This is a genomic window from Streptomyces sp. NPDC056948, from assembly GCF_042674225.1.
In the GTDB taxonomy this organism is placed as follows: domain Bacteria; phylum Actinomycetota; class Actinomycetes; order Streptomycetales; family Streptomycetaceae; genus Streptomyces; species Streptomyces purpurascens.
In genome coordinates this window covers 1-12,664 of the sequence record NZ_JBHUQX010000099.1, presented here as the reverse complement: position 1 = coordinate 12,664, position 12,664 = coordinate 1, and the positions used below count along the sequence as shown (strand labels likewise).

The following is a 12,664-nucleotide window of genomic DNA, read 5'->3' as shown; positions in this document are numbered from 1 at the left end:
GGCCGTCGTCGTGTCCAGGAGCGCGCCGCCGGGGACGTGGGCCCGGCCCGCCATGCCGAATGCGGTGAGCAGCATGTCAGGCCTCCTGCGGGTAGTGGACCGGGCCCCGCGACACCGAGGAACCGGCTCCGGCGGCCCGAGGGGAGGCCGTGCCGGTGGCGTCATAGGCCGTCGTCGTGTCCAGGAGCGCGCCGCCGGGGACGTGGGCCCGGCCCGCCATGCCGAATGCGGTGAGCAGCATGTCAGGCCTCCTGCGGGTAGCGGAGCAACTCGACGTAGCCGAGGGGGCGTTCCCCGCCGCGGCCGACCAGGGGCAGGTCACCGAGGGCGGGCCAGGCGTGCAGTTCCTCGCTGCCGTCCGAGTGCTCGATGACGGGGTAGCCGATGACGACCTCGGCGTCGAAGCCCAGTCCGCGCAAGGCCGCGCAGACGCCGAGCGACTCGTGCAGACACAGATGCGCGCCCGCGACGGTGCGGGCGAGGCCCTGGATCTGCCAGGCGGCCGCGCGGGCGCAGAACGCGGTCGCCTCGTCCCGCAGGGCACGCCTCGGCCGGCGCGGATCGACCGGGGGCAGCAGCGGAAGGGCGGCGGCCAGGCCGCCGGTGCGGAAGGCGCGGCCGACGCGCAGGTAGTCCGCGACCGCCCGGGGCAGCTCACGGCCGCGCACCGGGACCTCCGCGGGCACCCGTACGCCGGCGAGGGCGGAACGGACCAGGCGGCGCCGCAGCTCGCGCGGGGTCTCGCGGGGAGATCCGGCGGCCGGCCGGAAAGCTGATGGGGCGGGAGACACGTTCTCCTCTTTCCTGCTCGAAGAACTGCTTTTCCTGCACGGGGCGAAATACCGGGCAAGGCACCGGGCGCGGCCTTCCCGAAGGAAAGCCACGCCCGGGTATGTCACCAGGAGGGAATCAATTCCGCTCCCCGGGGGACAAGGACACTCACGGAGTCCAGTCGCCGTCGAACGTGTCGTCGGTCGGGCCGCTCCAGCCCATGGTGACCTCGTCCAGCTCGCCGACGAACTCGAAGTCGTCGACCGCGATCTCGATCTTCTCCATCTGGCACCTCCTAGATATGTGGGTGAACCCATCCGGTCCGAACCCCTGGGGGCTCGTCCCATGGCCATAACTCTGGCCCACGGCGAACGGCGGCACCATTCCGACGAATCACCGAGTTGTTTTCCCCTGCTGCATTTCCCGCAGGGGAAATCACCTACAGCTGAATACACGTCAGCGCGGTTACGGTGAGCCATACAGTGCGGCCAGGAGGCGGATATGCGTATCACGGACGAGTACCTGGAAAAATTCCAGCGCGACGGCTATGCCCTGGTGGACGGATTCCTCGAGGGCGAGGAGCTCGAAAAGGCGCGTGCGGCGACCCTGCGCTATTTCCCGGAGAGTTCCGAGCGGTTGCGCGCGCCGGAGCGGTACGCCTCCCTGAGAAGGTCGGCGGGATTCCCGTACGAGCCGGTCGAGCTCAGCCGTCTGTCGCTGCACCCGGAGCTGATCTCGTTCGCGGAGCGGGTGACCGGCACCCGGGACGTCCGGCTGGGCGACTCGATCCTGCAGGCCAAGTACGGCAGCCGGATCGCGCCGGCCAACGACCAGCGGCTGCACAACGAGGCCTGGGGGCGCAACACCCTCGTACCGCCGCGCGGGGACGGTGTGTTCCAGCGCGTCGTCGCGCTCGTCTACCTCTCCGACGTCACCGAGGACCTCGGGCCCACCTGTGTGGTGCCCAGGAAGCACACGGCCGGCGTGCCCCTGCTGTCCTCGGGATACTCCGCCTACAGCCGGGACGAGTACCCGTGGCTGTACGAGCTGCAGGAGCCGGTGCCCGCGCGGGCCGGCTCGGTGCTGCTCCTGGCGGGGACGACGGTGCACCGCTGCTCCGCGCTGCGGGACGCGACCGGCCACCGCTTCGCCCTCCATCTCACCTTCCACGCCGCCGACTCGGTCTGGCTGGACAAGCAGACCTGGGTGGGCTCCCCGGCCTCGGCGAACGGCCCGGCCGCGACCCGGTTCGTCGTCGAGGCCTCCCCGCGCCAGCGGGAACTGCTCGGCTTCCCGCCGGCCGGCTCGCCCTACTGGAACCGGGAGACCGTGGCCGGACTGGCGGAGCTGTACCCGGGCATGGACGTCACGCCGTACTCCGCCGCATGACGGCGCCCATGATCGAGGCCCGCCGGGTCGGGCGGACGTTCGGCCGGGTACGGGCCCTGCACGACGTCAGCCTCACGGTCGGCGCCGGCTCCGTACTGGGGCTGCTGGGCCACAACGGGGCGGGCAAGACGACCCTGGTCGACATCCTCACCACCGTGCTGCCGCCCACCTCGGGCTCCGCCGCTGTCGCCGGGCACGACGTGGTCGGGCAGGGGCATCAGGTGCGCCGCCGGATCGGGCTGACCGGGCAGTTCGCCGCCGTCGACGACCGGCTGACCGGGTACGCGAACCTGCTGCTGGTCGCCCGGCTGCTGGGGGCGAGCCCACGGCAGGCGCGGATGCGCGGCGAGGAACTCCTCGCCCTGTTCGGCCTGGAGCACGCGGCCCGGCGTCCCGCCCGGACGTACTCGGGCGGCATGCGGCGCCGTCTGGACCTGGCGATCGGCCTGGTCGGGCGGCCCGATGTGCTGTTCCTGGACGAGCCGACCACCGGACTCGACCCGGAGAGCCGTATGGGGCTCTGGGAGATCGTCGAGCGGCTGGCGGCGGACGGGGTGGCCGTGCTGCTGACGACGCAGTACCTGGAGGAGGCCGACCGGCTCGCCGACACCATCGTGCTGCTCGACTCCGGCACGGTCGCCGCGACCGGCACGGCCCGTGAACTCAAGGCCCGGGTGGGCACGCTCACGGTGCAGCTCTCCTTCGCCGGGCCCGGGGAGCGGGCCGCCGCGACGGACGCGCTGCGCCGCTCGGGCCTGCGGCCGGGCCCGGGCGCGGACGACCTGGGCGTCGGTGTGCCCGTGGAGTCGTCCGCCGAGGTCCCGGCGGTGGTCCGGGCCCTGGACCGGGCCGGTGTCGTGGTGACCGGTCTCGACCTGAGCTCGCCGACCCTCGACGACGTGTATCTCGCCCTCACCCGGAGCGGGCAGCGCGCCCCGGCCGCGGCGGGGAAGGAGCAGCGATGACGGCTCCGGCAGACGGTACGGCCGCGCCGGTCACCCCCCGGGACGTCCCGGCGGTGCGGGGCGGCGCCCGGGAGAGCTGGCAGGGCAGCGGCCGGGTCACCCAGGTCCTCGTCCTGACCCGGCGCGCGCTGTGGTCCCAGTTCGCGGACCGCCGGGTGCTGGTGATCAAACTCGTCCAGCCGCTGCTCCTGCTGGTGGTGCTCGGTCAGCTCTTCGGCAGCATGGTCGATCCCGGGCTGCTGCCGAGCGGTGTGCCGTACATGGAGTTCCTGCTGCCGGCGCTGCTGGTGACGAGCGGCATCGGCTCGGCCGCGGCCTCGGGCGCGATTCTCAGCCGGGACATGGAGAACGGCATGACGGCCCGGCTGCGTTCGCTGCCCATCGCCCTGTCCTCGGTGCTCTTCGCCCGCTGCTGCGCCGATGTGGCGCGCTGCTGCGTCCAGATGGTCGTCATGGTGGTCTGCGCCTGGGCGCTGTTCGGCTACAGCCCGCCCGGCGGCATCCCGGGCACGGCCGCCGCCCTGGCGCTGGCCGCGTTCGTGATCTGGGCGCTGACGTGGGTCTTCCTCGCGCTGAGCTGCTGGCTGCGCAGCCTGGACGCCATGCAGAGCATCGCCGGTGTGGCCACCTTTCCCCTGATGTTCGGCTCAAGCGCATTCGCCCCGCTGGACGGCATGCCCTTCTGGCTCCGGCTGATCGCCCGTGCCAACCCGCTCAGTTACGCCGTCGACGCCGCGCGCGGTCTGTGCCTGGGGGCGCCGGACGCGGCCGGGCTGCTGGGCGCGCTGGCGGCGAGCACCGGCGTCGCGGCGGTCGGGATCCTGCTGGCCGTGCGCGGATTCCGCCGTCCGCCGGTGGGCTGACGCGCCGTCGGGCCGCCCCGCCGAGCGGGCCAGCGCCGGGACCAGTTCGCGGCGGGAGCGGACCCCGAGCTTGCGGTACACATGGCTCAGATGCCACTCGACGGTCTTGACGGAGACGTACAGGCCCCGCGCGATCTCCCGGTTGGACAGCCCGGTGCCCGCCAGCTCCGCCACCCGCCGCTCGCTGGGTGTCAGCCGGTCGTTCCCGCCGCGCGCGGCCCGCGAGCCGAGCACCCGCAGCTCCGTGTCGGCCAGCTCCGCCAGGACACCCGCGCCGCGCTCCCGGGCGATCTCCCGCCCCCGGCACAGGGACCGCCGGGCCGCCGCGCGCTGTCCCGACCGGCGCTCGGCCGAGCCCAACTGCACGAGACCGGCCGCCAGTTCCAGCGGCTGCTCCGCCGACTGCAACAGCGTCACGGCCCGCTGGAGCTCCTCCACGCCCCGACTGCCGCCGCGCAGGGCCCCGTTCACCCGGTGGGCCAGCGCCAGCGGCACCGCCGCGCCGAACTCCTGGGCCGTCTCCGTCTCCAGCCGGAGCACGGGTGCCGCCTCGTCCTCGCGGCCCGCCACGATCAGCGCCAGGGCGACGTGGTGCCAGCCGCCGGTCACCCGCAGGCCCAGCCGCCCTTCGGACGTCAGCCGGCGGGCGTGCCGCCACACCTCCAACGCCTCGTCGAGACGCCCCGATTCGGCACAGAGCCGGGCCCGGGCCTCCAGGGTCGGGCTGAACAGCAGATGGCCGGGCAGCTTCCCCGGCGGCACACCGTCACGCAGGACCCGCTCCGCGGCCTCCGTCTCGCCCCGGTCCAGCAGGACATGGCCCAGCACGGCCGCCGCCAACGCCACGCCCATGCCGGGCGGCCAGCCCCGGGCCCGTAACGCCAGCACCGCGCGGGCCTGGCGCTCCGCCTCGTCCAGCCGCCCCAGGCCGTACGACAGCATGGCGTGCAGCGCCACGGAGTCCGGCTGGTGTTCCGCCGCGCGGAGGTCGGTGCTGTGCGGCAGGGTGTCCAGCAGCAGCCCGCGTGCCTCGGAGAGCCGGCCGGTGGCGGCCAGCACGCACACGACGAGGTGGACGGAGGGCAGCCCGGTCAGCCCGTCGACGGGGAACTGGGTGATCCGCAGCATGCTGCCGACCTGCCGCACCAGGGTGCTCGCGGTGGCGCCGTTGTCCCGGTCGACGACCAGGCGCAGCGCCCGCAGCAGGGTCGCGTCCGGCCCGGCCGCGCTGCGCGCGGGGTAGCGGGAGTGGACGATGGCGCGGGCACCGGCCCGGGTCTCCACCTGCCCCAGGGACAGCAGCGCAGTGACGGCGTCGAGCCGGGTGCGCAGCCGCTCGTCGCCGCCGGGCAGCGCGGCCGCCAGCTCGCCGAGCAGGGACAGCGCGGCCGGATGCCGGTGCTCCCTGGCCAGGGCGTGCGCGTAGTGCAGACCGGTGGCCACCCGGGTCGCGGGGGAGGGCGCCTTCTCCAGGGCCTGGCGCAGATGCGCGAGCGCCTCGGGGCTCCCGGCGGCCAGCGCCGCGGCCCCGAGTTCGGCGAGCAGGTCGTACTCCCGTGTGGCGGGGGCCTGTTCGCGCAGGGCGCGCCGCAGCAGCAGGACCGACCGGTCCGCGCGGCCCTCCGTCACGGCCTGCCGTGCGGCGCCGCGCAGGACGGACTCGGCCCACGGGTCGCCCGCGGGCGGGGTGTGCAGCAGATGCTCACCGACCGCGGGCAGGGGCGCGTTGCGGGCCGCGAGGGCCCGGGCGGCGGCGCCGTGGGCGCGCTCCCGCACCGCCTGTGGGGTCAGGGCCAGCACGGCGGTCCGCAGCAGGGGCTGGGCGAGCCTGAGGTGCTCCTCGTCCCGCAGCAGCCCGGCGGCGACGGCTTCCGCGGCGGCCGTGTGGGCCGCGCCCGGCGGCAGACCGGCGGCCCGGGCCGCCTCGTCGACGGTGGCTCCGGTGTCGCCGAACACCGCGAGGGCCTCGGCCAGTCGCGCCGCCTCCCGGCTCAGGCCCGCCAGCCGCAGCCGGGTCCGCCGTACGACCCCGCGCGGCAGGGTCGTAAGGAGCCGGCCGAGGTGGGCCGGGTCCGGTTCGAGGCCGTCGCCCACGGCCTCGGCGCACAGCTCGCGCAGCAACAGCGGGTTGCCGCCGGTCAGTTCGTGGCACACCGTCGCGAACCGCTCCCGCGGCGGCTCCTGCCAGTGCCCGCGCACCACGGTCTCGGTCCCCGCCGGGGTCAGCGGCGCCAGCCACAGCGAGGCGGTGGGCGCCAGCCGGGCGAGCAGGTCCGCGGCCCGTGCGGCCGGGCCGTCGGTGTGCGGTGCGGTCATGGCGACGGCCAGCAGCACGGGCCGGTCGTCCAGACGGTTGGCCAGGTGGGTCAGGAACCGCAGGGACGGCTCGTCGGCCCACTGCAGGTCGTCGACCACCAGGGCGAGCGGTGACCGGGCGGCGAGCCGCAGCGTGAGCCGGTGGAGCTCCCGGACCAGGGCGTCCACCTCGGCCTCCGTCGGTCTCCCGTCCGGTTCGAGCAGGGCCCGTACCCGCTCGGCCGTTCTGCCCCCGGGCGGCTCCTCCTCCAGCAGCGCCTCGAAGAGCTGGAGGCAGACCCCGTAGGGCACTTGGCGTTCCTCGGTGCTGCCGCGCGCGGTGAGGACGAGCAGCCCGGCGCCGCGCGCGCTCTCCCGTACGACGCCGAGGACGGCGGACCGGCCGGAGCCCGGGTCGCCCTCGACGAGCAGCGCCCGTCCGCGCCCCGCCGACACGTCCGCGAGGGCGTCCTCGATCCGTTCCGCTTCTCGTTCTCTCTCCACAAGGACGGTCCCACCACTTTGCACACGCTCCCCCGTTCCGACAGAACAATTCTTGATCATTTCGTGTACGCGCGCCGACGAAAAGACCCTGGGATCGCCACAAAACGGTCCCGAGCTGCCCGGGTCCCCCGGGGATGCCTCCGGCGCGCAACGGCCGAACACACGTCAGGATCTTGTGCGGCCGCAAGTTCGCATCGCCTGTCACCCCCACGACATCGGAGAGGCAGAACACGTTGAGCACGCCAGCTACGCAGCACGGTGGAGCCGTTCGGCACAAAGACGCCATGCGGCTCAGCAGACGTCAGGCCGAGATCGTCGCCCTCATAGCCGAGGGCTACTCCGGAAAGGAGATCGCCCGCATCCTCCGGATGTCGCCCAAGACCGTGGAATCCCACATGCAACGTCTCTTCGACCGCTACGGCGTCCGCTCCCGCGCGGCCATCGTCGCCAAGTGGCTGACGAACTGCGCGTAAGGACGACCGGCTTCGGCGGGGCGGGCCCTGCGCCCGGCCCGTCGGCCACGTCCCGGCCTCAGCCCACCCCCAGCAGGGCCGTCAGGTGCCCGTGGGCCCGGTCCCACCCCCATTGCTCCCGCACCCATTCCCGGCCCTTGCGGCCCATCTCCCGGGCCAGTTCCGGATCGCCCAGCAGCAGCGTGAGCCGGTCGGCGAGTGCCGGGACGTCGCGGCCGTCGGCCAGGAACCCGGTCTCCCCGTCCCGGACCGTGTCCGGGGCCCCGCCCGAGTCGCCGACGACGACCGGCAGTCCGGCCGCCGCCGCCTCCAGGAACACGATCCCCAGGCCCTCCACCTCCATGCCCGCCCGGCGGGTCCGGCAGGGCATCGCGAAGACCTGCGCGGCGGCGTAGAACCCGGGCATGTCCTCGTGCGGGTGGCCTCCCGCGAAGACCACTGCCCCGGCCAGTCCCTCCTCGGCGGCGAGCCGGTGCAGGGCCCGGGCGTGCGGGCCGTCCCCGACCAGCAGCAGGACCGCGTCGGGCACACTGCGGCGCACCAGGCGTAACGCCCGTATGAGCGTGTCCTGCCCCTTGCGCGGGACGAGCCGCGCCGCACAGAGCACGACCGGCCGGTCGCCCAGGCCGTAGCGCTCCCGTACCCGGGCCGCGGCGGCCCCGGAGCCCTGGAAGACCTCGGCGTCGACGCCCGGCGCCAGCCGCCGCATGCGCGCCGCGGCCTCCGGCCCGACGGCGGCGGCTATCCGCGCCCGGGTGTAGGAACCGAGATACGTGACGCTGTCCACCCCGGCACCGACGCGGCGCAGCAGCGCGCGGGCGCCGGGCGTGCGCGCCCACCACACCTCGTGCCCGTGTGTCGTGGCGACCAGCCGCTCGACCTCCGTACGGCGGCGCAGTTCGCCGGCCATCAGCCCGAGCGGGGCCGCGGCCCCGAACCAGACGCTGTCGCAGTCGAACCGGCGGGCCAGCTCCGCCGCCCGGGCGGTGACCCGCCGGGTCGGCAGCAGCATGTGGGCGCGGTCGCGCACCACGGGGAACGGCAGCCGGGCGTCGTAGGCCCGGTCGCCCGGTGTGCTGGAGGTGTAGACGGCGACCCGGTCGGGCGGGAAGCGGACCGTCATGGCGTGGACGAAGGTCTCTATGCCGCCCTGGCGGGGCGGGAAGTCGTTGGTGACGACGAGCGTGCGCGGCATGGTCGGTCAGTCCTCCAGCGGCTTCACGGTGAACAGGTAGTTGCGGTGCGCCCCGGTGACCCGGTCCACGCGACGCCATCGGCCGTCCCGCCACAGGAACATCGAGTAGCCCGCGTCCCGCAGCTCCCCGACGAGCCGGCCGGCCCGCGCCCCGTACTTGGCCAGGTGCCGTTCCTCGATCTCCAGCAGCAGCGTGGGCCGGTCCCGCAGCAGCGTCCCGGCCGCCCCGGCCAGCACCAGGGGCTCCGCGCCCTCGACGTCCGCCTTGACGAAGTCGACGCGCGGCAGCCCGGCCGCCGCCACGATTTCGTCCACGGTGCCGACCCGCACGACGGGCCGCCGCTCGCCCGCGAACTCCTCGTTGGGCCCGAGGCCCCGCGCCCCGTCGGTGAGGAACGCCCGCCCGTGGACGGGCAGTCCGCGGCGGTACGGCAAGCTCATCACCGCCGCGTCCCGGGGCCGGTCGCCGAGGGCCATCCGGTGCGCGTGGGCCCGCCCGCCGCACAGCAGCCGCACCCCCGCGCCGAGGACGCGGTACGGCCCGGGCAGCGGCTCGAAGCCGTGCACGCACCCCTTGGGCCCGGCCACGTACGACAGCGCGTACGTGTACACCCCGTACTCGGCCCCGACGTCGAGGCAGACATCCCCGTCCTCCACCACCTGCCGCAGCCCGTCGATCTCGTCCTCCACGAAGGAGAAGCGGCGGCTGAGCGCGCACAGCGCGGAGTACGTCCAGCGCAGGGGACGCCCGGTCTCCCGGGACGGGGCGAGTCGTGTGGGCATGAGTCGCGTGGGCATGGCACCTCCTGGCCGGGCCGGGCGGTGGCCGGCCGGCACGATCCGGAACCAGCCGAGCAGCACCAGCGGGTAGACGACGTATCCGAAGCGGGTGGCGGGGATCAGGCACATGGCGATGCCGAGACCCAGCGCGAGCCGGTCGGCGGCGGCGACGGCGGTGCGCGGCGGGCGCGTCACGAGGGACACGGCCACCGCGACGGCGCTCAGCGCCAGCCCCGCCACCGCGAGGGCGAAACCCCCCGGCACGTACGTCGCCAGGAGGTAGCCCGGCAGCGGGCTGGTCGCCGGGGACCCGGTGCCCCCTTCGCCGAGCGGGAAGAGCAGCACGTGCTCGGCGAACGCCCCCGGGTCGGCGAGCGCGACCGGCAGCACGGCCAGTACGGCGAGCGCGACGGCCGTGGCACCGGCCCGTACGGCGGCCCGGCGCCCGGCGGTCACGGCGAGCAGCGCGAGCCCCACGGGCAGCAGCGGCCAAGCGGTCCACTTCAACGCCGCGGCGGCACCCAGCGCGAGCCCGGCGGCGACGGTCCCGCCCCGGCCCGCGAGCGCGAGCGCGAGACACATCAGCGCGATGACCGGCAGATCGACCCCGCCGACGGCGAGGGGCAGGGCGACAGCGGGGGTCGCGGCGAGCCAGAGCAGGGGCCGGGCAGCGCCGCGCCGGGACGGCCAGGAGTCCCCGTACAGCAGTGCCGCCAGCCCCATCGCCCCGAGTGACACCAGTGCGAACCAGAGGCGGGCGTCCGCGAGGGGGACGTCGCCGAGGAGGGCCCGGGGCAGTCCGAAGAGGGCCATGCCGGGCAAGTACGGGTTGTAGTCGCGCAGTTCGGCGGGGTCGGATACGTACGGGGTGCCGGAGTGCAGCAGCAGGCCGCCGGACCGCTCGACGACCGTGACCTCCATCTGCCGGGCCCCGTCGGCGACCAGGAACACCAGCGGCACCAGCACCGACCCGACGGCGGCCACCGCCGCGCTCGCCCGGCCCCAGGGCCGCGCGGAGAAGTGGGCGACGAGCGCGGCGAGTCCGTATCCGGCGGCGGCGCAGGCGCCCCACACCTGGTGCGGGGTGATGGTCGTGCGCAGACAGAGCAGCAGCGCGAACACCGCGCAGCCGGTCCAGCAGAGCGTCTCCCACGGACGGCGGGCGGTACGGCGCCCGGCCCTCGGGAGGGAGACGGGAAGGGCCGCAGGACGCACCGGCGGGGCGGTCCGTACCGTCTGTACCGATACCGCCGAGGGCACCAGCGAGTCGAACAACCCTCTCGAAGCGCCCCGCATCCCGCTCCCCCTGTCCCCTGCCGATCGGCGTCGGTCCACTGCCGGCAAGTCTTCGCAAGGGGCGGTCGAGAAGCGTCACACCGGATTCCGATCCTGGGCGTCAACCCGTGGTACTCGCCCGGCGCCCGGGTCAACCCGTACGGTGACGCGAGCCGGAGGGCCCTGGCCGACAATGTGGGGATGCGTCAGAAGCCGTCCCTGCGCCCCACCGCCTGGCCGCGCTCCCCCCGCTACCCGTACGTCACCGGCGTCCTGCTGACCGTCCTGGCCGCGGCCGAGGTCCTGCACGCGCGCATCACCTCGACGACGGTGCTGGCGACCCTGCCCTTCGTGGTGGTCCCGCTGCTGTGGCGGCAGCGCGAACCCCGGCTCGGACTCCTGGTGGTACCGGCGGCGCTGCTGAACTTCCTCTTCCGGCCCGAGCTGCTGATGGCGGTGGCGGTGGCCGGGGTCATGGGCCTCTACACCCTCGCGCGCCACCGCGTCCTGCATCCGGCGCTGCTCAGCGCCGCCGCGATCACGGGCTCGCTCCTCGTCAACGCGGGCCATGTGGCGACGGGCGTGTACGACCTCGGCGGCCGGTCGCCCGCCCTCGGCGCCGACGGCTCGCTGTCGTACTTCACGGAGTCGTTCGTCCTGGCGGTGGGCGTGGTGGCGACGGTCGGCATCGCGGACGCCTTCCGCAGCCGGGAGGAGTCCCGGCAGGCGCGCGACGCGGCCCAGCGGGAGCTGATCGCCATGGAGCGCAGGCATGCCGCGGCCCAGGAACGAGCGGCCATAGCGCGGGAGTTGCACGACATCGTGGCGCACTCGGTGTCGGTGATCGCGGTCCAGGCGGAGAGCGCCACGTACACCACGCCCGACCTGTCCCCGCCGGCGCGCGACGGCTTCCAGCAGATCGCCTCCTCCGCCCGCTCGGCCCTGACCGAACTGCGCCAGCTCCTCAGCGTGCTGCACGCGGACGACGCCGGGGCCGAGGACCCCGCACCGGTGCTGCCGCAGCCCACGCTCGACTCCCTGGACGCCCTGCTGGAGGCCCACCGGTCGGGCGGCGGCGAGGTCACCCTGCACACCGAGGGCACCCGGCCCCCGGCGCTCCCGCCCTCCCTCGAACTCACGGCCTACCGCATCGTCCAGGAGGCCCTGACGAACGCCCGCCGCCACGCCAGGGGCGCCGCGGTCGACATACTCCTCACCTACGAGGAGGACGAGCTCCGGGTTCGCATCGCCGACGACGGACCGGGCCCGCCGAGCCTCCAACTCGACTCTGGAGGCCACGGGTTGAGCGGTATGCGGGAGCGTGCGACGCTACTCGGCGGACGTCTGACCTGCGGGCCGGCCGGTCCCGGGGGCGGCTTCCTGGTCGAGGCCGGACTCCCGGTGCGGGCGGGCGCGAAGAGCTTCGCGGAGGGTGTGTACGAGTGACGGCGGGGGAACCGATCCGCGCGATCGTGGCCGACGACCAGGCGGTGGTGCGAACCGGCTTCGTGAACCTGCTGTCCACCCAGGACGACATCGACGTCGTCGGCGAGGCGGAGGACGGCGAACAGGCCGTCGCCCTCGCGCTGGCCCACCGGCCCGACGTGGCCCTGCTGGACATCAGGATGCCCAGGCTGGACGGCATCCAGGCCGCGCGCACGATCCTCCAGGAGACCGAGGGCGCCACGAAGGCGCTGATGCTCACCACCTTCGACCTCGACCAGTACGTCTTCGACGCGCTCGCGGCCGGCGCCAGCGGCTTCCTCCTCAAGGACGCCACCTTCCCCGAACTCCTGCACGCCGTACGGGTGGTGGCCGCGGGCGACGCCATGCTGGCCCCCGGCATCACCCGCCGCCTCATCTCCGAGTTCGCCCCCCGCCGCCCGGTCACCGCCCCGGGGCCCCTCCTGGACCGCCTCACGGCCCGCGAGATCGAGGTCCTCCTCCTGATCGCCCAGGGCCACTCCAACGCGGACATCGCCGACCGCCTCACCATCACCGACCACACGGTCAAGACCCACATCAACCGCCTGTTCACCAAGCTGGAGGTCCGCGACCGGGCGCAGGCGGTGATCGTGGCGTACGAGGCGGGTCTGGTGACGCCGGGGGAGGGCGGATGAGGCAGCACCACGCCCCCGACCCGGCCACCAGGAC

Annotated in this window: 10 protein-coding genes and 1 pseudogene; 6 read left to right on the top strand and 5 right to left on the bottom strand. The window is 74.6% G+C overall.

Translation table 11 applies throughout. From position 1 onward, the window contains the following. Positions 1–76: 76 nt before the first annotated feature. Positions 77–241, bottom strand: a complete 165-nt coding sequence (locus tag ACFTZL_RS15310; RefSeq protein ID WP_382581839.1) for a hypothetical protein — start codon at positions 239–241, stop codon at positions 77–79. Between the two features lies 1 nt (position 242). Further along, positions 243–791 carry a lasso peptide biosynthesis protein gene (locus ACFTZL_RS15305; RefSeq protein ID WP_382581837.1) on the bottom strand — a complete coding sequence of 183 codons (549 nt, stop codon included), beginning with the start codon at positions 789–791 and terminating at the stop codon, positions 243–245. Positions 792–1,272: 481 nt separating this feature from the next. Between ACFTZL_RS15305 and ACFTZL_RS15300 the strand changes: the two genes are divergently transcribed. Genes ACFTZL_RS15300 through ACFTZL_RS15290 form a run of 3 tightly spaced genes read left to right on the top strand, consistent with a single transcriptional unit; the run spans position 1,273 to position 3,988 of the window. Beyond that, positions 1,273–2,160 (top strand): phytanoyl-CoA dioxygenase family protein, encoded by an 888-nt coding sequence (locus ACFTZL_RS15300; protein WP_382581834.1) that lies wholly within the window; start codon positions 1,273–1,275, stop codon positions 2,158–2,160. Then, complete coding sequence (locus ACFTZL_RS15295) at positions 2,157–3,125, top strand: ATP-binding cassette domain-containing protein (RefSeq protein ID WP_382581831.1); 969 nt, start codon at positions 2,157–2,159, stop codon at positions 3,123–3,125. Before ACFTZL_RS15300 ends, ACFTZL_RS15295 begins: the two co-directional genes overlap by 4 nt. Next, positions 3,122–3,988 carry an ABC transporter permease gene (locus ACFTZL_RS15290; RefSeq protein ID WP_382581828.1) on the top strand — a complete coding sequence of 289 codons (867 nt, stop codon included), beginning with the start codon at positions 3,122–3,124 and terminating at the stop codon, positions 3,986–3,988. The genes ACFTZL_RS15295 and ACFTZL_RS15290 overlap by 4 nt, the downstream gene beginning before the upstream one ends. Before the next feature lie 51 nt (positions 3,989–4,039). Here ACFTZL_RS15290 and ACFTZL_RS15285 read toward each other — a convergent pair. Then, positions 4,040–6,847, bottom strand: a pseudogene (locus tag ACFTZL_RS15285) (AAA family ATPase); the annotation flags it as partial. Positions 6,848–7,071: 224 nt separating this feature from the next. Between ACFTZL_RS15285 and ACFTZL_RS15280 the strand changes: the two are divergent. Beyond that, the gene (locus ACFTZL_RS15280) at positions 7,072–7,260 is read left to right on the top strand and encodes a response regulator transcription factor (RefSeq protein WP_020271300.1); all 189 of its coding nucleotides are present in this window, start codon (positions 7,072–7,074) and stop codon (positions 7,258–7,260) included. A gap of 58 nt (positions 7,261–7,318) precedes the next feature. On the opposite strand, the gene ACFTZL_RS15275 is transcribed toward ACFTZL_RS15280, so the two are convergent. Both ACFTZL_RS15275 and ACFTZL_RS15270 read right to left on the bottom strand, forming a co-directional pair. Next, positions 7,319–8,455 carry a glycosyltransferase family 4 protein gene (locus tag ACFTZL_RS15275; RefSeq protein WP_382581825.1) on the bottom strand — a complete coding sequence of 379 codons (1,137 nt, stop codon included), beginning with the start codon at positions 8,453–8,455 and terminating at the stop codon, positions 7,319–7,321. 6 nt (positions 8,456–8,461) lie between these two features. Next, positions 8,462–10,450, bottom strand: coding sequence for an FkbM family methyltransferase (locus ACFTZL_RS15270; RefSeq protein WP_382581822.1), 1,989 nt, complete (start codon positions 10,448–10,450; stop codon positions 8,462–8,464). A gap of 261 nt (positions 10,451–10,711) precedes the next feature. On the opposite strand from ACFTZL_RS15270, the gene ACFTZL_RS15265 reads away from it, so the two are divergent. Both ACFTZL_RS15265 and ACFTZL_RS15260 read left to right on the top strand, forming a co-directional pair. Then, the gene (locus tag ACFTZL_RS15265; protein ID WP_382581819.1) at positions 10,712–11,956 is read left to right on the top strand and encodes a sensor histidine kinase; all 1,245 of its coding nucleotides are present in this window, start codon (positions 10,712–10,714) and stop codon (positions 11,954–11,956) included. Beyond that, positions 11,953–12,630 (top strand): response regulator, encoded by a 678-nt coding sequence (locus ACFTZL_RS15260; protein ID WP_382581816.1) that lies wholly within the window; start codon positions 11,953–11,955, stop codon positions 12,628–12,630. Before ACFTZL_RS15265 ends, ACFTZL_RS15260 begins: the two co-directional genes overlap by 4 nt. Positions 12,631–12,664 lie beyond the last annotated feature (34 nt).

Coding starts and splice junctions, on each gene's coding strand:
- ACFTZL_RS15310 (WP_382581839.1), bottom strand. CDS start 241: ATGCTGCTCACCGCATTCGGCATGGCGGGCCGGGCCCACGTCCCCGGC.
- ACFTZL_RS15300 (WP_382581834.1), top strand. CDS start 1,273: ATGCGTATCACGGACGAGTACCTGGAAAAATTCCAGCGCGACGGCTAT.
- ACFTZL_RS15295 (WP_382581831.1), top strand. CDS start 2,157: ATGACGGCGCCCATGATCGAGGCCCGCCGGGTCGGGCGGACGTTCGGC.
- ACFTZL_RS15290 (WP_382581828.1), top strand. CDS start 3,122: ATGACGGCTCCGGCAGACGGTACGGCCGCGCCGGTCACCCCCCGGGAC.
- ACFTZL_RS15280 (WP_020271300.1), top strand. CDS start 7,072: ATGCGGCTCAGCAGACGTCAGGCCGAGATCGTCGCCCTCATAGCCGAG.
- ACFTZL_RS15275 (WP_382581825.1), bottom strand. CDS start 8,455: ATGCCGCGCACGCTCGTCGTCACCAACGACTTCCCGCCCCGCCAGGGC.
- ACFTZL_RS15265 (WP_382581819.1), top strand. CDS start 10,712: ATGCGTCAGAAGCCGTCCCTGCGCCCCACCGCCTGGCCGCGCTCCCCC.